We start from the raw sequence: 19,950 nt of genomic DNA on the forward strand, positions 1-19,950 counted from the left end.
ATATTAAAAGTGAAACGCTTTATCCAACATTTAAATGCATATTTTGGCATAGAAGATCGCTGTCGCGATGAATTAATAAAGTACAGCATACTCCGCAAGGCGAAGCGAGGACAGATCTATTGCCGGGAGGACGAGAGCCGTCCCTACTGGTGCTATGTACTAGACGGTATGGTAGGTGCCTATGAGACGCAGCTTAGAAAGCCCTATCTGCACTGGATTGCTACGGAGGGCCATTACTTTACGGGCACCAAGCACGAGTATAGTTTTAGCAGCCAGGACCTGTGTATTCAATTTCTCAGCAAGACTACCCTTGCCTGTATACCCCTTTCCATTTTGCAGGAGTTACAAGACAAATACCCGAGCATGCATCATTTTGTGAGTATCATGCGGCAGCGGAAATCTGATTTTTTTAATAAAAAAGGACTTATTATGGCCAAGGATGCCACGGACAGGTATATAAAATTAAAGGAACTCATGCCTACCCTATGGTACAATCTGAACAATAAATTGATGAGCGAATTTTTATATATCGACCCAAAAACACTTTATGAAAGTAAAAAGCGACAATGAACCATTGCCAGCATATAAGTCAAAAGAAAGTTTACAGCTCCTTTAATTAAACATCGCCCTAAATTCCAGTGGCGTTTGGGAAGTTTTCTTCTTGAACAGTTTACTGAAACTTTGTGCATGCTCAAACCCTAATTCATATGCAATTTCGTTTACGGTAAGGTTCGTCGTCGATAATTTCTCTTTTGCTTTTTCAATGAGTTTATGGTGGATGAACTGTTGGGCACTCTGACCAATGAGTGAACGTAGCATATCGCTTAGATACCCAGCAGAAATATTCAACTGTTCTGAAAGAAAGTGTACCGTGGGAATACCTTGATTAGCGGAATTCTCCCCGTTCAGATAATCATCCAATAGGGCTTCTGTCTTCTGTAAAATATCATTGTTTATATTTTTCCGAGTGATAAACTGCCGCTTATAAAATCGGTTGACATAGCTCAGCATTAACTCAATCTGGGAAATAATGACTTCTTGACTGAATTCATCTATCCGATTGTCCAGTTCATTTTTCATGATGTTCAGGATAGCTATCATGGTTTCCCTTTCCTGATCAGATAAATGCAAGGCTTCATTCACAGAATAAGAAAAATAGCCGTACTTCTTAATTTTATGTGCCAAGGGATAACCCATAAAAAAGTCAGGATGAATCAGCAGCAGATAAGCATAAGTATCCCTGTTATATTCTGTGCTGCCAACCAATTGATTGGGAGCAAGAAAAAGCATGCTTCCTTCATTAAAATCATAATAGTCCCTACCATACTTCAGTTTTCCGCTATTCTTTGTAATAAACGTTATTTTATAAAAACTTAAGATATCATAGATCGGTGCCATATCCGTATTAAATGGATTGTCCTGATTAAAATGTACCAGACTTATCAAGGGGTGCTGAGGTTTTGGTAGACCAAAGGCCTCATGACTCTCAGATATGGATATAAAGCGTCTTAATGTGTCCTCTTTCTTTTTCATAGTATAAATTTATAAAAAACCTGTAACGCTTTTGCTACAGGTTTTTATAGGCCGCAAGGCTCTACCACGGAACTTGACCGCCTTGTTCTGTACGATAAGTAGCCGGTCCGGTAAAGCTTCCATTCGGAATATCTTCTGCCAGCGCAACGCGTATAGGTTCAAGAGATCCTTCTTCTACCGTATCGGTACCTTCAAAGTTGTTTAGCGCGGTCGCCGTAAAGCCCGGGCTTACCAGATTAACCTTAACATTCGTATTTTCCAATTCATTGGCAAGAGACAGGAAGACACCATTCAAGGCAGTCTTGGAAGCACCATATACTGCATCAAATCCGTTACGAAAGGTATTGTCTGGATCTGCATTAAGGGTAAGCGAACCTAGTGAACTTGACACGGTAACGATTCTTGATTGTTTTGCCTTCCGCAATAAGGGTAAAAGAGCCTGAGTGATGGCTAGGGTACCAAACACATTGGTATCCCATACCTGACGCATTTCATCTATTGATGTGGTGCTTGCCTTCTGGGCACTAAGGATTTCCCACATTGTGCGTCCCGGAACACCTGCATTTGAAATGGCTGCATTATTGACCAGCAAAGTAAGATACCCAAATTCACTTTCTATTTTATTTACAGCATTTTTGATTGATTCACTGTCGGTAATATCCAGCTGAATGGCTTGTGCAGCACCTCCGATCCGGTTGGCTGCATCTTCTCCTTTTTGTAAATTTCTTGATCCTACAAACACATGATATCCATTATCGGCAAGTGCTTTGGCTATCTGAAAACCGACACCAGTATTGGCGCCTGTAACAAGAGCCACTTTAATTTCATTTGTCCTCATATTAATTTATTTAAAATTTAATAGGACAAAGTTGCTGATCAGCGTAGAGTTAATTGTAGCCGAATTGGGGAAATGTCTAACCAAATTAAGGGTGGTTTCACTTTCAAAAGCGTCACTGAAAAAAGTAAAATACTACCGTCAGACCCGATTTTAGGTTGTAAAGTATGCGGTACTTTGTAATAGACAAACGAATAAAATGCAAAGAAGAATAAAAATAGGATGATGAAGTATATAGAAAAAGGTATTAAAAGATACCGACGCAAGTTTGCAGTCTTTCCCTCAATGGGTAAGGGAATAAAGACCACTTTAGTAATAAAAGCCTCCACAGCATGGAAGCTTTTATGTGGCCATCCTGTTATAAACAAGATGATCAATTATAACCCTTATGAATATACGGAATATTCATATAACAAAATTAGGAACTTTAAATTTTATGGCTTTTAAATCATGTAAAAGCCGACATAATCATGAGTTGGTTCAGTTTTACGGGTTCAGACCCATCACAACCATCGCACTATACATTGGCAGGAGAAACTCCGCCATCATGTGAAACACCGACAGAACAGATGTGTGCCCTTCAGGCGACAAATTCTGCAGGTTCACCGGTTATCACTGATGCATTGAAAAATGAAATCATCAATTCATTGCAAAATCAGATAAACGGTACAAATGTGCGATTAAAATCGCGATAGGAATATCGTTAAAACATCAGCGTTCGCTAACCAAGTAATAGGGTATGAAAATTCATACCCTATATTTTTGCTGTTTACTGTGTTTCTTCTATCACCAATACTTCCATCTCCTCCTCGCCCAGTACCGCTTCAATACCGTAAGTTGCGAGCTGTGCGTTAAACTCCGCCAGGGTTTCATAGGGTGCGATCTGTATTTTTTCTTTGCTATTGACACGGTCTAAAACAGGTGGAAATTTGCCACCTAGGTCCGTCATGACCGCCAAGACTGCACTATTCTCATATATCATCCCATTAGCAGGCGTATCGTTAGGACGGGGCCGTGCTGGACAGGGCTGTAATATAAGGCAAGGAATTTTTTTCATCGCTTTATACGATCGTATCCCTAAAAAACTATGTAGATCATTCAGTACCAATCGTGCCTGTAGCGAATCTGGTCTTGAAATTTTATCTATACGCTCATAGGACAGCGCATGCTCCAGCGACCATACCTCTCCCTTAGCTTCAACATCTTGGTATTGATCCGGGTTTTTAACCTTTAGTATAAGTCTTTCCGGCCTTGGCACATAGCTAGACGGACTTACTTTTGCCCAAATGAATTTAACGGCGCTACTGATCGAGGCATTGTAATAAGAGGTTTTGATCATATTTGTCAGGCTGTCTTTTTTTATTCTTAAGGATTCGAAAGGGGCGCCGTTTTGATAACCAGCTATCCAAACACCATATTTAACAGGTCCAGTTTCCTCCTTGTTTCGTCCGATCAGGTCTCCCTTACCAAAATCATCCTTTAAGGGTAAGTCTATTAGTTCTTTTTTATAGAGCTCCAGTATGTTTTCTTCGGTTACTAACTTGTTGCTGGTTATCGCTTTCACACCTCCTTTGTAAAGAAATACAACATGCGGGACACTTAGATGCGGGAACCGCTGTTTTAAATAAACATCGGCATAGATAACGGGCAAATTGACCTTATTTTCTTTAAGGTAACTGTTCCCGGCGAAGAACTTTTCGAGTGTTGCTTTATCCTGCCAAGTTACACTGATGATCTGAACTTTATCTTTCAGCTTGTCCTGTAGCTTTTGCAACTTGGGCATAGACTGTATACAGGTACCACAATAGGTGTCAAAAAAATCCAATATCACCACTTTGCCTGCCAGCTTTTGAAGATCCAATGGTTTTCCCGTACCGCGCATTTGCTGAATAGCGCTTGGGGGGACAAAGGTATCGCCAATTTTTAAAGCCTCCTTGGATATTGTATTTTCAGCTGTCTGGGCTGAAGTATTAATCGTCTGGATCAATAAGATAAATGGAATGAATAGTTGTTTTAAATGATTCATGTTTTAACGTGTTAATTGTTTAGCGTAAGTTTTGAGGTATTTTCCCTATAAGGACTGCAGGCTCCGGTAACCGGAAAGCATATTTCCGACTATCTGGTGCCAAGCTATACGTTAGCCCTTGGATATTTCTTTGTATAGTTTTCTGAAATCTTGGATCTAGATTTAACCGTTTCAGGTCAGACCAACGCCTTCCCCGAAATAATAGTTCTTTCTGCCGCTCCTGCAGTATGATAGATAATAGGATATTGGTATCAGTTTCGGCCACTGCAGTAAAGCTATTTTTACCGAACCTATTTTTTAGCAATGCGTTTAGCGCGGCTAATCCCTCATTGACCTTCCCAATACGAACGGCACATTCGGCTTTGATAAGATATATCTCACTTGTCGTTAGCCCTACAAAAAGAGTTGCTAAGGACTGATCATAATTTCCTTTAAAACTGTACGAATCTTTGGGATAATCGTTGCTCCTAAAAAACAACAGCTTTCTAAGATCATTAGCAGTATAACTTGCGTATAAATTGGAATCCACCAACCCATTGTTTAAACTCATTGGCCCCGCATTATTGGTAATAGCAGCAAATAGCACCTCACTATTAAATCGTCCAATAGGCAGCTCGATATCCGCATTGAGATCATTGAAATCCAATAAATCGGCATGAAGCTGCAAACTCGAATCAGCATATCGGTATGCTTTTTCATATTCAGCCATATATAAATAAGCTCTAGCTAGACCTGCATAAGCACTTGCGGCTGAGGGACGCCCGGGTATAGCCTCCTTTGGTGGTAATAAAGAGGCGGCCATTTTATAATCCGAAATAATCTGCTCATAGGACTGCTTTAAGCTCGCCCGCTCCGACGATTTGTCAATAGCGGGGTCAAGGCGTAATGGGATACCCATTTCCGTAGAAGCTGTTGCACCATCGTATGGCGGAGCAAACACCTCTGTTAGTTGCTGGAAAGCAAATGCCCTAAAGAAATGAGCAATTCCCCTTAGCTGCTGTCCTTTCTCACCAGCGGCCTCCTCACCTAGCTTGCTTATGATTTCGAGCGCCTGATTAGCGTTAAAAACAGTTTTATAGGGCCCCTGCCACTGTGTTACATCAAAGTAAGGCTCATCTTTCCAGATATAAGCATTGCGCTGATCCACGGTCATCATTCCATCAAAGGTTTCTGCCGTGACATAATATTCGTCTGTGCCCCATTCGCCCACAGCAGGATAGCCTGCATTCATCGTACTATAGTCATTGAGCAGCAGCTCAGCATCATTTAAGCTTTTGGGGATTACCATTTTGATATCAGGCTTCTCTTCCAAAAAATTGCTACAGGCAGCCAACATCATCATGGTGAACATGCCAATAAAGAAATATATTGTTTTCATAATGATCGGATTAAAAATTAAAACTTAGACCGAGCGCGGACATCATCGGATCAGGAATATTAAAACCATATTCCGTATCAATCCCGAATTTATTCGCCCGCCATATCGTCCCCACGTTTTGTATATACCCATAAACTTTAGCATTCTGTACTTTAAAACGGGATAGCGACGGCAGGCTAACGGACAATTGAATATCGCGCAGTTTGATCTGTCCCCCGTTTTCCAATAGAGCCGATGAGCGCATATAGACCTGACTGCCCAGATCCGCCGGATATTTAAATGCTGGCACATCGGTATGTAGTTCATCTCCCGGTTTCTGCCAACGCAAGGCATAATCCGTATGTCCGATATCACTATTTAAGAACAGGTTATTGTCAAATGAATTTCTCAAAAACTTATGTCCCAATTGATAGGAAATATTCCATGACAGCTCCACCGTTTTATAACGGACGCTATTCCGCCATCCGCCTGTATAGAGTGGTACAGTCGATCCATAGTTTTCAAGATCTCTGACATTGAGACCCAATATCGCCGTATAGTCTTTGGAGATTTCCCCATTGATATATGCCCGGGGTTCACCCGTACTGGGATCCAAGCCAGCCCATTTATAGCCCAGCTGGCTATACAGATCCATTCCCTCGATGGGTGTCATGGTACCGGACTGTGCTGAGCTGATAAAATCCTTTCCATTTTCATTTTGGACATATGATTTCAGCACTTTTGTGCGCGCGTATGAGAAGACCAGATTACTTGACCATGTCCAGTTCTTTCGTTGTAGCGGTATACTATTAAGTGAGATATCCCAGCCCTTGGTACGGATATTACCACTGTTGACCATCAGGGTAGAGAAACCCGTACTCGGGTCAATACGATCCGGCGCAATCAAGTCTTTTGCATTTTTCACATAATACTCTATACTACCCGATAAGCTATTATTCCGGAGTGAAAAATCAAGCCCCACATTTGTGATCCCTATCCGCTCCCATCGCAATCTGGGATTAGGCGGCGTCATGATCATACCATAGTTTTGATTGGTCATATAATGTGCTTCACTCTGTATCGACATGATAGGATATGCTGAAACCGAATTGTTCACATTACCGTTATAGCCATAGGTAGCCCGGAGCTTTAGGAAATTAAAGACACTGTTAGCTATTAACGGTTCGTTGGACAAGATCCAGGCAGCACCGACAGACCAGAATGGCTGTCCGCGATCGTTACTTTTCACCCCAAACAGATTTGATGCATCTTTACGGAAACTGCCGCTCAGCAAATAACGGTTGGCATAGGTATAAGCTCCATTGGCAAAGTAAGACACAAAATTATTACGGAACCGCTTAAATACATTTACATCCGTTATCGTGGAGGTTCCGAATAAACCATTCAACATGGGCACCTGAATACCATAAGGCACAGATTTAAATGCCCCGGTCTCTGGATCATAACCGCTGTATTGGCTTGAGGTTACCTTCTGTTCATTTTTGCGTACCTCCATGCCGGCAAACAGCGAAATCTCATGGTTCTCATTCCATTTTTTACTGTAGTCTGCTGTCGCTCTACTTTGGTGGTTGTAGCTATCCCAGTTTACGATTCCCAAAAAGTCGCCTACGGGCAGATTCCAAGTGACCGCATGATCATTCCAGCTCGCAAAAGAATTGATCTCATCCCGATGCTGGAAGGTACCTATACCCTTCCATATTTCCGTTGGATTCATCGTCCTTTGATATGCATATAACAAGTTTAATTTCAATCCAAAGTCGAAGGAATAGCTTGCATTGATATTGGCGAAGAATTCGCGGATCTGTTGCGTCTCCCTGGAATCATTTAACTGGTCGAGTGGCACATAAGAATAGTCCAATAGCCTACCTCCGGCTATCGTATCTCTAAATGTGGGATTCAACCCACTGATATCTACCGCTAATGGATTGCCATTTTCATCCGCAAGCCACATATAAGGGTAATTCTTCACCCCTTTTGCCATACGGTTATAAGCTACCGGAAAGTACGAATTCTCATTTTTGGAATCTGTGTACGATAGACCAATATCCAAGATCATGTTCTTGACAGGTTTGATCTGCGTATTGGACTTTAAGTTCAGTCGCTTAAAGGAAGAAGTAACCACATCGTTCAGGTTCTTATCATAGCCAACAGAAAATAGTGTATTTACTTTATCGCTCCCCGTCTGCAACTGGATGTTATACTGCTGATTGACAGCCTGACGGTAGATGTATTTCAAGAAATCGTCCCGCAGATCAGCAGCTTTTAATAGTGCAATTTGCTCGTTAAAATCGGCTTCAGATAGTGTACCGTTTTTCCTAGCATACATTAACCATAGGACAGGCTGCGGGTTTCTAAATTTGTTCCTAAACCAGCTGTTATATTTCCCCTGATCAAAGATATATTGTTGTGCATCGATATAATCCGAGCTACTCATCTGTGGGTAGTAGTATAGATCGGGCTTAGCTTTAATACTGATATTCGAGTTAAACGAAAGCTTGGTCTGTTCATTGAACTTACCCCTTTTGGTGGTGATCACAATAACACCATTCCCAGACTGGGCACCCCATATAGATGCGGCGGCGGCATCTTTTAGTACGGTGACGTTCTCAATATCATTTGGATTAATATTGGTGAAAATCCCTGGTCCGAGCCCTGGATTTGAGATATCGTAAGGTACACCGTCGATAACTATCAAGGGAAACTTTTCCGAAAAGAGCGTACTCAACCCCCTAACGTTTACATTTAAGTAGCTACCGCGGCTATTTCCTGTTTTGTTAGCGGTAAAGCCGGGTATCACATCCTCTAACCTACTGACGAAATCAGTGGATACCTTTCGATTGAGTAGTTTATTGTCCACAAACTCAAAACTACCCGTCGCCCTTTCCTTGGGAATCTTCTGGTATCCTGTGGAGACTACTTCTACCTCTTCGAGCTTGTTATCTTCGGGTATCAATCTGATCACAAGATCAGTTCCAGCGGTGTACCTGACCTCTTGGCTTTTAAAGCCCACATAAGTGAACTTTATCTTACCTTTTCGATCTCTGACCAGCAGTTGGAAAGTGCCATCATTGGCACTCTTAATCTGTAAATTCTCAGCATCCACACGGATGGACACACCTTGTAATGGCTTTTCATAATGGGATACAATGCGTCCTTTTAACTCATGTCGAGTAAGCCCATCGGCCCCGCTGTCCTTGCGGGGCGTCTGAGCTGATAAACTAACCATATGAAACAATGCAATACATGTCAAAAACATCGATGTGCTCTTCAAAGCCTTGGAAAGGCAGTTAAAAATATTCGAAATTGCGGGAGCTGGTTCACTGACCACTCCTGCTAAAAAGGCAATACGCTCCCCGTTGCAAAATTTTTGCATTTTAAAAATGTGTTGCGCAAGCGCCATAACTATGGCTCGTGCTGATCCAACAATAAAGAATTAGCTTATCCGAAAAGCGCCGCCAAAACGGTTACACGGCATTGATTAGGAAATAATTATGGCGCTTCCTACCGGAATAAAACGATAACCGACCCATAACATGCTATTGTATTACAATAAAAACTAACGGTTAAAAGTTTGGATTCAATAAAACTTTGCTTAATTTTAAGGTGAAAGATTAAAACAAGCTCATATCATTGGCCAATATTACCTTTTTATGCAATCATTTAAATGTATAGGTCAGTGACAGGGATATAAAGAGGGAAATTAGACTGAACTAGGTTCAGTACCTTTTCGTTTTAAGGAAAGTCAAATCCTCCCCTTTTTATTGCTCTTTACAGCCTGTTTTGATTGAGCGCGCCTTATTCAGGTGCGCGAAAGATGTTCTTTAAAAGTGATTTGCGTGAATAACCAGTCAAACGATCTCTGATCGAATGTGGGTGACTGGTGGTGTGTGTTCGTTTCGTTCTCATAATCATTTTTGGTTTATATGGAACGATGTCAATCAATCATTGAAGAAGTTAATTTGCTCTAAAACCAATAGGGCGAACTTCAATGCTTTTGAACGTGGCACGACCAAGCGCCAATAATCCAAAGATTATTTTCCACAAAAGACCGACATGAAGTTCGCCCTATTAGACTATACCGCTAAGATATGAAAATCTAATAGAAATGGCGAACTCACGATTGCTCATGTGGAATTTTTGGTCGTTTTCGTTCATGAGTAACATCGTTAAGTTAGGGCTATACCCTACTTTATCGCTATTAATTATTACAAAGATAAGAAACACTTGTCATAATATCAAAACAAAAATATAATAAGTGTAAAATATGATTTGGAAACAAAACCTGTCAAACATTATAATAAATTCAAGCTATCAATTATCAGAAATTAGTGCATGGACAAATATCGAGGTGCCTAAACTCTCTGATATGAAAAATTTAAAATATCCAAATTTCAGTTGCAAAGAATTTTTATTACTAAAGCTTTTATTAAAAAAACAACATAGCTCTTTCATTGATGAAGTTTTTGGCGTTGATTATTTCGACGGAATAGAAAAAATAGAATATGCCCCGAAACTCACTGGATTGGGAATCATATTGAAAGATAGGTACCAATTTGAAATTCTTCCAAAGAAGGAGGTTGTTGAGAATTCGAAGGTAAAATCAAGTAGAATTGATTATTTAATCTCGCAGGAGGACGAAAGCATTAAAATTGAGGAAATCACAAAGCTAGAACTAACTTTTGGCGAGGAATTGGGTACTTTATGTAATCTTAGATTTCCAGATTTACGAATCAACACTGAGGAGGAATATTTACTCAAATTGGAACAGATAAAAGAATACAATAGAGAAGCTAATAACAGGAGGAAAAAGTAAATAATTTCAATAACTATATGCGTACAATAGAACAACCTAAATATTTAAAAAAATCTATAAAAATATTTAGATTCTATACCATTGCGTCATTAATCTTGATTTTACTAGTTATGCTTTTGTCGCCTTTACGTCAGGATTATTTAATATTGATATCGGCGATAACACCATTATCTGTATTAGTCCCATTAATATTGGCTCCAATAGGTTTGTATTATAGCTGGAAAAGCTATCAAGCAAAAGAAGAACCAAGGAAAAAGCGGACAATGTTCTTAATTGGACATCTTTTCTTTTGCACGTTGATGATATTACTTTTCGCAGTGATAATAAAGGATATCGCTTCTCTAAATTGGTAAAAAGGATTTTAAAATTTATTAAAAAACATGGTTAATCAATTGTACGAATTGAAAGTCTCAGACAGAATGAGCTCCATTAAATTTCTTGATCTTCTGCATCAGGATTTGCTCCAACAGCCTGAAACTTGGGAAAACAAAACCTTGCCTGATGTACATGATAAAATTCATATCCATTTTAATGATGGTAATCAAGCAGCATTAAACATAGACGGAACATGGAGGCACAATCCTGGGAATAATTATGTTATACATGAACGAGCAAAGCGAGAGTTATCCGCTCTTGGATTCTTATTACCCGATGAATGTTATGTTTAAAAATTGAACGCGATATGCAGAAATACTAGAAATAATAGCTCATAACCTATGACAAACATAAATAAAGACGATTGGAGACAAGAGACACAATCAGGTTTATTAAACAGTGAACTATATATTGAACTACAATTAAAATGCAGTTCAGACCCTTCTGGGAAAAATGTAATAAACTTAGTAGATGAGGCTGCATTTTATGCTTATGAACGAACTAAGATTATTGTCCAGAATATGGGAGAATATACACTTCATGATGGAGAACACTTATTTAGAGTCTTAAAAATTATGGAGAAACTGATTCCTGCCCCGACAATTAGGCAACTATCAGTTCCTGAATTGATGCTACTAATATTGACTTCACTTTTTCACGATATTGGCATGGCCGCATCAAATATTGATGTGAACATTTGGAAAACACTTTGGGATGACGATCCGTTAAAAGATACCTCAAATGATCAATATATACAGTTCAAAAAATATTGTTCTGGGTTTCCATCGTTACTTGAAGAAATTGCTTCATTTAGAAAAAGTGGATTAGATACAAAAGCAGATTTATTAAAAAAACATCTTATTTCTGAGTACATAAGAAGTACACATGCAGAACGAGCGGTGAAAATTATTGAAGAAGATTGGAATGGTAAAATTCGATATCGCGATATTGATCTTACTAATGAATTTGCACAGCTTTGTTTTAGCCATAATGAAGATGCGGCTTCTTTATTTGAATTAGATACTTCATTACTATGCGGACCGACCATATATGCCTGCATGCCATTTATTGGCATGATACTGAGGTTAGCAGATATACTCGATTTTGATGCTAAAAGAACACCGTCTGTTCTATTCGCACATTTAGCTGTCAGAAATCCAATTTCTTTAAAGGAATGGCAAAAGCATCGCTCCATAGATGCATGGGATATTAGCACATCTAACATAAGGTTCCAAGCAAGATGTGAACATCCTGCAATTGAATTAGCAATACGTCAATTTTGTGACTTAATTGATCGAGAATTAGCAGCAGCAAATGCAATATTAAATAGACTTCATGATTCTATAAGAAATCCATTTCCAGAATATTACAAAATTAACCTACCGTTAAATGTAGATCGGTCCAAAATCGGCCCACTGAAAAAGATCGGTTCAGGAAAACCAATATATAATTTCCAGGAGACAAAGTTTACTTTAAACAAAACCCAAGTAATTGATTTACTAATGGGAACGAAGTTATATGCTAACCCTGAGGTCGCTTTAAGAGAACTTATTCAGAATTCAATAGACGCGTGTTTGGTAAGACAGGCCATGTCTAAAACCTGGGGTAATCCGTTTGAACCTAAAATAACAATACGTTTTTTTAATGATGGCGATGATGAATTTTTGGAGGTTAATGACAATGGAACAGGAATGGATATTGATATAGTAAATCGTTTCTATTCCAGCGTTGGAACTTCTTACTATAAATCACCTGAATTTTACGAATTAAAAACAGAAGTCAATTTAGATTACACTCCTATTTCCAGATTTGGAATTGGAGTTCTATCGTGCTTTATGGTATCGGATTTTTTAAAGGTAAATACTAAAAGGTTAAAGGGCCCTTATGAATCTGGGGACCCCCTTGAAATTATTTTAGAAGGGCATGATAGTATTTTCTGGATCCGAGAAGGTGCAATTAAGGAACCTGGTACACAAACTCAACTTATTTTAAGAAAAAATCATCCGTGGAAATATTATACAGATCAGAAAAAAATTGAATCAATAACCAGAATTCTACCACATCCTCCATTTCCAATTGAAATAATTACACCCACTAAAACAATTATTCATACAGGGGAAGAATTCAAGAATTTAAATTTGAATGATTTAAAAGGTTATTCATGGAAACCTGATGGCAATATAAAAGAAGTTTCATTTGATTTTCCAGACAATGAGTTTGGAATTCACGGTAAAGGATTAGTAGCAATTTTAGATAATGGTGGAATACCAGTAAAAGAAGTTGAATTAACTTCCAAAGAGGTTAACGTTGATGGGGTTGATTTTACACTTGAGAGGTCTATTAAAATTAAGATAAATGAAATTGAAAAAGTATCCAAATCAATTGAAATTGACGAAGATGGCGATGCTGATTTAAGGGATTCTACATCAAGAATAGCTGTTTCCAAAGCTGTTATAGCTTTACATGGCATTGAAGTTCCAGTAAATGTTTTTCCATCATTTTGGGAAGCAAGATCACAACAAGTACAATTAAATTGGCCTATTCCTATATTATTTATTGTTGATGTTACTGGAATTAAGGATCTCAATCTGAACTCTGCAAGGACAGAAATCGTATATGATGAAAAGTGGCTAAATTTTGAAGAAAATCTTGCATACTTAGTTTGTAAGGAACTGTCTCGACAATTAAATAAAACCTACTGGAAAAAATTAAAAGAAATTATTCTTGACATTAATTCAAGTCCACAATTTGCTGCGGCAATTAGCAGATTTTAATCCAATGACACAGCGGGAAACCAGAGAAGATCCGTTCGGACAATGGGCCTGAATTCGTAGCTGAGGCTATGCGCGAATGGTGTGCGAATAAGAATATACAATGGGAGTTTATACAGCCAGGTAAACCGACACAGAACAGCTTAATCGAACGGTTCAATAGGACCTTCAGGCAAGATGTTCTAGACTGTTATATGTTTGAGAGCCTCGCGGAGGCCAGAAAATATGCTAATGCATGGGTCTGGATGTACAATAATGTTAGGCCACACTCCTCGCTGGGGCAGTTGTCGCCGACGGAGTTTCTGTCAAAATATGGGAAACTCTCCGAGTTTCCCTCATTCCAACAGGATAACAATAGCAAATCTGCTCCAACAAGTTTACTTTTGAATTAATGAAATAATTGCCTCCATTCCCCAGGAAAAATATCTGTTTTGTAGAATACATGAGCTAGTGTTCGCAAATATGAATACCCTGCCTCATCCGTACGATAATTAAATGTATTCAGCGGCAGAGTTTTTAATTTGTCACGGTACTCCACAAAAGCTTGTGGCAATTTGATAGAATGTTCCACATAAAGCTCATCGTTCAATTGCTTCTCGAACAACAACTGCTCAATATCATACTTATCACGGTATGGATAGGCTACCTGTAAATCTATTTGACCCCTAAAATGCTCAACGAACATATCATACACTCCTTCTGCCTCGAATACAGCAATAAGCTCGAATAGTATATTTATCAGTAAACTGGACGTATCAATATATTTACTCGTTTCGATATCTAACACCTTTTCAATAAGTACATTTTCATCATTTGATACTAATGGAAATCTGCCTTTAATTTTTTTAATGGTATTGATATTATTAAGCACATCGACGATAAACTGACCTGTAAACCTCAGATCTTCACTCTCAAAACCGTCCCGATCCAATGTAAACAAAACGACATTGAGTATAGCAATAGAATGATTATCCAATAATGGTCTTGTACAACCATTGTTGTTTTCTACCAAACGGAACAACTGTTCCTTTTGCTTTTTCCTGATCCGCTTCCAGACCTTCGGATTTTCAACTTTATAATCTCTAGGAAAATGAAGTCTGACCTGGAAAAAATATATCAGATAATTTAGGTACTCAAATGATCGTAGTGGATATCCAACTCGCTCGAAATACTGTCCGGCTGGAGAAAAAAGACCGATGTGTTCAGAAGCAAGTGGTAATGTTTTTTTGAAGTACTCCGACAGCATCAAGTAATGAACACCTACCAGCTTGTCAAACTCACGCCTTACCTTTGTCTCATTCTCCTTTTTAAAACGAAGAATCCAGGCCCAAGTTTTGAGCAATAAATAGGTAAGACAGATTTTAGCTGGTTCAAGATTATCGGCATCCTTGGCATATCGATGGATAACGTGACAAAGCAAATGCTGTGTAGCAAAGAATTTTTGAAATTCCCTACCTGTGAATCGGTCTCCTATTTTTTCAATCTGAAGATCGACAAGATTCTTAAAGTCTATAAACTTATATTCTGGTTCGTCCAATAATGCCAATGTTCGTTTGAAATATCGAACGCTTTGCTCATCTGTCAATAGATATTCATTAAACAGGTGTTCGGAAAACAAATCGGTCAACTTATAGATGTCCCAACGCTCGAACTCACCCTCTTTAAATTCCCTCGCAATAAAACCATCAAAAGTGGGACGAACACTCATCTTAACTGTTCCTGGATGAACAAATATTATTTTCACAGGCAGCGTGTCAAATCCAGGAATTGACTTATCATTGAATGCAGTATCTTTTGCCGCTAAAATGGATTCCCTCACACCATCCGGACTGAGATAATTTTTGTCCGTAATATCCTTGTCCTTCTGCCCTTTAAGCTCAAAGTAGTATCGCCACTCTTTCCCCTCGCCATCTTTCCCTACCGCTATAATGTCTTTGCCATATTGATTTTGTCCTTTGGACTCCTTTGCAGTAGTCACGATGCGAAATCCCATCACAGAAAGTAATAATGGGAATAAGGCATCCAACTCTCGGTCCTCCTTTAAGGTTTCGAGGTACTCTCGTATGAAGATATTATCGCTTCGCATTCTTTAAATTCTTTTGACCAATCTAACTGTAATATTTTATTCATTCTTTCCGCATCGATATTCTCCGGGTCTGAAAAGTATTTTGCTGGAAATTGTTTTTCATAAGCAATTTTTTTCAACTCCATGACTTTGCCTGAAACCTTATCTAAATAGCCACCTCCTTTGGAAACATTAATAGTAGTAGCCAACTGACGGACAATCGAACTTTTATCTACTTGCTCCTCCAGCTGTTCAGACATTCTCTTCTCAAATATTTCGTAATATTTACGGAGTAGTGCCGACTGTGTGAAACGGGGATCCAGTTCTTTTATTTTTAACTTTTCATAGTTTTTTGAGAACTCGATATCCATTTCTTTCTGGACACGGGATAGCAGTTCAGCTTTCTTGGGATTATCATCAGCTATATTGTTTTCCAAAGTTGAATATACGGTGGAACCATAGTTTTTGATTTCCTCCAATATCCTGTCCATAAGGCTTTCTACGACAAACGCATTTTTGCTATGCAAGAGGGGCAGTATCAGGGGCATAAAATCCAATACTCTCGCATCATCATCCAATAATGATACCCATAGTTTATATTGATTTAAAGATGATAGAGCAGTTAAATCGATGGAAAACCTAAAGTGACGGTCGAATGTATTGATTATCTGTGCTAGTATCGAAACGCCTGCAAATCTCACAACACCTCTAGGATCTATAAGTAAACCAATCAGCCCGCTATCGAATGAATGTCGATGGTTTTCATACAGGACAGAAAGAACGATTTCAGTCTGACTTGCGTTAAATACTTCTTTAACAGTTAACACCCGCTTGACTACAAGTTTAAAAAAATCGGCACAGCTTTGATGACTATATAATACATCTAAACAGGAAGAAAATATCGCACTTTCACAATATCGATCCGCCAATCCATCAATAATTCGAAAGGCAAACTCACTATATTTTTGACTTAAATTACCTAATCCCCTTAAGCCGATAATCACCAGCTCTGTATCGGCTGATATACAGAGCTGTTCAATACGTTGCAGACATTTTGCTTTTAGTTCTTCATCTGCCATGCTATCGTTGTTAGCCATCCGCTGATAAAAGAATGTCAGAATCCTTTTGATATCATTGTTACTATCAAAAACCGTTTCAGACATTGCGTAATAATCGGCAGCTAAAATCGGATCAGAGGTTATTGTCGCGTTAAGCGCTATTGCAATTGCTTCATGATGTTTATCATCGGCAATAAGTTGATTCAATGCATCATATTTGGGCTTCTCGGCACTTAAAATACCGGCAAGAACCGAGGCTATCAATTCTGTACGATAGGGAGTTGACTTCAATAGCCGGTCCAAATATTCCTCAGCAAGTCCGGTATCCTTAGCGCTAATATAAACAACTTTCGTGAACAGATTCTGAAGCATGCTAGTTCTATTGCTACTAAGCGGAAAGTAATCCCAAAGAGAAGTTGTGATATTATATAGTGTTTCGGAGGCAGAACCTAATGTATCAAGATGACATACAAAGACAGTCAGCAATTCTGAATACAGTGCCTTACTTAGTTCCAGAGCACCCCCGAGATCCACATAACTATCTCCAACTGTAGAAATAACCGATGATTTTATGAATCTCTTTTCAATAACATTGAACCGCCTTATTTCATTCCTATTTCCTCTGAAATAATAACATACTTCTAATGACCGTTCTAAACTAACCTTCAATCCGGAGCTTGCCGGCTGATTGAATAGCTTATCCATTTTATTTATTATAGTGGCACACAGCATTTCATCTGGCTCAACTACAATTTCCTCACCTTCTATTTTTAAAAAGGATGAATAAGCATTTTTCTCTGATTCAGAAAAACTTGCTTTGCCAAAGCTAAACGTCTTACCCGTTAGAATCTTATCGGCAAGATCATTGTATATTTTAGCATGGGGCTCGGTATGTTTCATTTTTACGTTCAATTAATTAACTTGTCCGGATCAATTATTATAACCTGTATATTCTCTCGGAAGGGATTGATCGCAGCCTTGTCCTATGAAAATCTTTTTGTGAGACAATTAACTCAAACCGTAAATCGACACTACCCTTTAAATAAAAATCAAATCGTTTCTATTCTTCTCCTGGAAAAGCTATTTCAAACTCCAAAATTTGTTGCATGCTAACCGAGTTAGCGAAATACGTATTACCCTTATCCAAAATCTATTAACATTATAATTGATTATTATCCGCCCTATGAGCTAAATAACTTGTGATTTCTTGAAGTTTTAGAAGAAAAAGATCTTTTATTTTTTTATGCTTTATCAACACTAAGCCTACCTTGTAATCTTACCCAACGGATTGTACACCGAAATAAATAACAGCACTGATGTATCAATTCTTCTGGATAAAGACAATAATTAAGATTTAGATTGCCTACGTAATCCAATGACTGCATTCTTAATATCTTGTTTAGAATCCTTATTACTCCACTCTTTCCAAAATTTAATTGTTGCACTGTCTGGTTTTATTATCGGTTCAGAAATAAGTACCCTTGTCGGCAATAATGAGGCATCTCCAACTATCAATGCTTCACCAATGTCTAATATTGGAAGAACTTCAGTTAAACCTGTCAGATTATCTGGTAAAAGTTTTTTAATTACAGCTTGATCTTCTGCATTTGCAAGCCTTAACGAAATAAAATTATTGCATTGACTTAAAACAGTTCGGTTTACTTCGGCTGGTCGTTGGCTAATTACTGTTAAACTAACTCCATACTTTCTACCTTCTTTCGCTATCCTTTCAAAACTTTTCAAACCAAGTTCGGAAGCACCGTCTTGATTAGTTCTTTCCGGAATATATAAATGAGCTTCATCACACATCAAGCAAATTGGGTGTTGGTTTTCTTTTGTTGTCCACTGCTGAACGGTAAAAACAATTCTTGCAACTAAGCCAATTACTAAAGGCAAAATATCTGACGGAACTTCGGAAAAATCTATAATTTTCACCCCTGATTTTTTACCATTAAGTTCCGAACCGTGCATCAACGTGCTACAAAAATCGTTCAACCAATCTAATTGTAATTCATCATCGGATATTTGAAATAAAAACCCTAAACGTTTATCATCTCTTTTTGCTTCAAGACGTTGAATAAAACGAGATAGTTTACCATTAAAATCTCCATTTTTACCTGATGATGTAGAACCTGCAACACGCTCTGTATCCAATCGTTTAAGTTCGTCTAATACAGCTTCTAATTTATAAGGTATTGGACTGTCAATTGTTAAGTTGTCGGTAAATACAGTATCTCCCATTGATTTAAGGTAGTTTTTTTTCTCTGTATAGACAGTTCTCGAAAAAACCATTGCTTGATTTGGAGCATTACTATCACTACGGTCAAGTAACATTGCTAACATTTCTTCATAAGTCAATAACCAGTAAGGCAACATCAAAACACCGTTTGCAAGATTGCCTTTTTTACCCAAATCTGAAGGATTGGCAATTCTCAAATGTTGTATTCCTTCAGCTTTAAAGTTTGCTCCGCTGTACTCTCCGTGTATATCAAATAAAATAGAATTTGCCATTGGCAACTTTGCTATTTGTTCAATGATTTTGGCGACACACCAAGACTTCCCCGAACCCGTACTACCAACGATTACTGCGTGGCGTTGAAATAGTTTATCTCCGTCCAAAAATGCTTCGGCATTTTCATCTATGGAATACTTTCCGATTGAAAGAGGAATTTCATAATTCTCTTTTGTGGAAATAGTTTGCATAAATTTGGTAATATTCTCTCCGTCTATCGGATAACAATTAGCTTCAATTTCAGGAACTGTGTCAAGTGTTCTTTTAAAAACGTTTTCTTTTTCTCCGTGTTTATTCAACAAAGTGCCAATCAAATTCACTTTCAAAATATTTTCAGTGAAAAGAAAACTGGTTAGTCCTAAATCTTCTACTCGTGGTTGTTCTTCATCAGAAACCTTACGAGTTATACGATTTATAATTCCAATTAAATGCTGTCCAGCTTTTGAACTTTGGATTGCTACCAAGTGATTGACTTGTAGCTTTCTTAGTTTTTCAAGCTCATCAACCTTTATGATTAATGTTGCTGTATCAACACTAAAAACTGTTCCGATAGAAGAATTGTCTTCAAAAGTGAATATTGCCAT

Annotated in this window: 14 protein-coding genes; 6 read left to right on the forward strand and 8 right to left on the reverse strand. The window is 38.3% G+C overall.

The window, feature by feature from the left end; translation table 11 throughout:
* Positions 1 to 9 precede the first annotated feature (9 nt).
* Positions 10 to 570, forward strand: a complete 561-nt coding sequence (locus BWD42_RS05070) for a hypothetical protein (protein ID WP_139351022.1) — start codon at positions 10 to 12, stop codon at positions 568 to 570.
* Between the two features lie 42 nt (positions 571 to 612).
* On the opposite strand, the gene BWD42_RS05075 is transcribed toward BWD42_RS05070, so the two are convergent.
* Entirely contained in the window at positions 613 to 1,533 is a 921-nt protein-coding gene (locus BWD42_RS05075) for a helix-turn-helix domain-containing protein (protein WP_077433762.1), read from the reverse strand.
* A 61-nt stretch (positions 1,534 to 1,594) separates the two neighbouring features.
* Positions 1,595 to 2,371: an SDR family NAD(P)-dependent oxidoreductase gene (locus BWD42_RS05080; RefSeq protein ID WP_077433764.1), complete on the reverse strand. Its 777-nt coding sequence runs from the start codon at positions 2,369 to 2,371 to the stop codon at positions 1,595 to 1,597.
* A gap of 467 nt (positions 2,372 to 2,838) precedes the next feature.
* Between BWD42_RS05080 and BWD42_RS05085 the strand changes: the two genes are divergently transcribed.
* Complete coding sequence (locus tag BWD42_RS05085; RefSeq protein ID WP_077433766.1) at positions 2,839 to 3,063, forward strand: hypothetical protein; 225 nt, start codon at positions 2,839 to 2,841, stop codon at positions 3,061 to 3,063.
* A 74-nt stretch (positions 3,064 to 3,137) separates the two neighbouring features.
* On the opposite strand, the gene BWD42_RS05090 is transcribed toward BWD42_RS05085, so the two are convergent.
* From BWD42_RS05090 to BWD42_RS05100, 3 genes are read right to left on the reverse strand one after another with little or no spacing between them, the layout of a single operon-like run.
* The gene (locus BWD42_RS05090) at positions 3,138 to 4,394 is read right to left on the reverse strand and encodes a TlpA family protein disulfide reductase (protein ID WP_077433768.1); all 1,257 of its coding nucleotides are present in this window, start codon (positions 4,392 to 4,394) and stop codon (positions 3,138 to 3,140) included.
* Between the two features lie 19 nt (positions 4,395 to 4,413).
* Entirely contained in the window at positions 4,414 to 5,772 is a 1,359-nt protein-coding gene (locus BWD42_RS05095; protein WP_077433770.1) for a RagB/SusD family nutrient uptake outer membrane protein, read from the reverse strand.
* A gap of 10 nt (positions 5,773 to 5,782) precedes the next feature.
* Positions 5,783 to 9,145, reverse strand: coding sequence for a SusC/RagA family TonB-linked outer membrane protein (locus BWD42_RS05100; protein WP_175991956.1), 3,363 nt, complete (start codon positions 9,143 to 9,145; stop codon positions 5,783 to 5,785).
* 993 nt (positions 9,146 to 10,138) lie between these two features.
* Here BWD42_RS05100 and BWD42_RS05105 point away from each other — a divergent pair.
* The 4 genes from BWD42_RS05105 (at position 10,139) to BWD42_RS05125 (ending at position 14,123) form a co-directional block, all read left to right on the forward strand.
* The gene (locus BWD42_RS05105) at positions 10,139 to 10,585 is read left to right on the forward strand and encodes a hypothetical protein (protein WP_139351023.1); all 447 of its coding nucleotides are present in this window, start codon (positions 10,139 to 10,141) and stop codon (positions 10,583 to 10,585) included.
* A 380-nt stretch (positions 10,586 to 10,965) separates the two neighbouring features.
* Positions 10,966 to 11,253, forward strand: coding sequence for a hypothetical protein (locus BWD42_RS05115; RefSeq protein ID WP_077433778.1), 288 nt, complete (start codon positions 10,966 to 10,968; stop codon positions 11,251 to 11,253).
* Between the two features lie 48 nt (positions 11,254 to 11,301).
* On the forward strand, positions 11,302 to 13,734 hold the full coding sequence (locus BWD42_RS05120) for an ATP-binding protein (RefSeq protein ID WP_077433780.1): 2,433 nt from the start codon (positions 11,302 to 11,304) through the stop codon (positions 13,732 to 13,734).
* Positions 13,735 to 13,763: 29 nt separating this feature from the next.
* Entirely contained in the window at positions 13,764 to 14,123 is a 360-nt protein-coding gene (locus BWD42_RS05125; protein WP_077433782.1) for an integrase core domain-containing protein, read from the forward strand.
* Here BWD42_RS05125 and BWD42_RS05130 read toward each other — a convergent pair.
* The 3 genes from BWD42_RS05130 to BWD42_RS05140 all read right to left on the reverse strand — a co-directional run bounded on the left by BWD42_RS05130 (position 14,120) and on the right by BWD42_RS05140 (position 19,950).
* A complete protein-coding gene (locus tag BWD42_RS05130; protein WP_077433784.1) occupies positions 14,120 to 15,817 on the reverse strand; it encodes a hypothetical protein in 1,698 nt (565 codons plus the stop codon). The genes BWD42_RS05125 and BWD42_RS05130 overlap by 4 nt on opposite strands.
* The gene (locus BWD42_RS05135) at positions 15,772 to 17,754 is read right to left on the reverse strand and encodes a hypothetical protein (protein WP_077433786.1); all 1,983 of its coding nucleotides are present in this window, start codon (positions 17,752 to 17,754) and stop codon (positions 15,772 to 15,774) included. Before BWD42_RS05135 ends, BWD42_RS05130 begins: the two co-directional genes overlap by 46 nt.
* 447 nt (positions 17,755 to 18,201) lie before the next feature.
* On the reverse strand, positions 18,202 to 19,950 hold the full coding sequence (locus BWD42_RS05140; protein ID WP_077433788.1) for an ATP-binding protein: 1,749 nt from the start codon (positions 19,948 to 19,950) through the stop codon (positions 18,202 to 18,204).

The sequence above is a fragment of the Sphingobacterium sp. CZ-UAM genome, from assembly GCF_002000245.1.
Lineage (GTDB): Bacteria > Bacteroidota > Bacteroidia > Sphingobacteriales > Sphingobacteriaceae > Sphingobacterium.

Bases quoted from the DNA above. Each gene is read 5' to 3' on its own strand.
- BWD42_RS05080 (WP_077433764.1), bottom strand. From the start codon at position 2,371: ATGAGGACAAATGAAATTAAAGTGGCTCTTGTTACAGGCGCCAATACT.
- BWD42_RS05120 (WP_077433780.1), top strand. From the start codon at position 11,302: ATGACAAACATAAATAAAGACGATTGGAGACAAGAGACACAATCAGGT.
- BWD42_RS05105 (WP_139351023.1), top strand. From the start codon at position 10,139: ATGAAAAATTTAAAATATCCAAATTTCAGTTGCAAAGAATTTTTATTA.
- BWD42_RS05085 (WP_077433766.1), top strand. From the start codon at position 2,839: ATGAGTTGGTTCAGTTTTACGGGTTCAGACCCATCACAACCATCGCAC.
- BWD42_RS05135 (WP_077433786.1), bottom strand. From the start codon at position 17,754: ATGAAACATACCGAGCCCCATGCTAAAATATACAATGATCTTGCCGAT.
- BWD42_RS05140 (WP_077433788.1), bottom strand. From the start codon at position 19,950: ATGGCAATATTCACTTTTGAAGACAATTCTTCTATCGGAACAGTTTTT.
- BWD42_RS05075 (WP_077433762.1), bottom strand. From the start codon at position 1,533: ATGAAAAAGAAAGAGGACACATTAAGACGCTTTATATCCATATCTGAG.
- BWD42_RS05090 (WP_077433768.1), bottom strand. From the start codon at position 4,394: ATGAATCATTTAAAACAACTATTCATTCCATTTATCTTATTGATCCAG.
- BWD42_RS05115 (WP_077433778.1), top strand. From the start codon at position 10,966: ATGGTTAATCAATTGTACGAATTGAAAGTCTCAGACAGAATGAGCTCC.
- BWD42_RS05130 (WP_077433784.1), bottom strand. From the start codon at position 15,817: ATGCGAAGCGATAATATCTTCATACGAGAGTACCTCGAAACCTTAAAG.
- BWD42_RS05095 (WP_077433770.1), bottom strand. From the start codon at position 5,772: ATGAAAACAATATATTTCTTTATTGGCATGTTCACCATGATGATGTTG.
- BWD42_RS05100 (WP_175991956.1), bottom strand. From the start codon at position 9,145: ATGCAAAAATTTTGCAACGGGGAGCGTATTGCCTTTTTAGCAGGAGTG.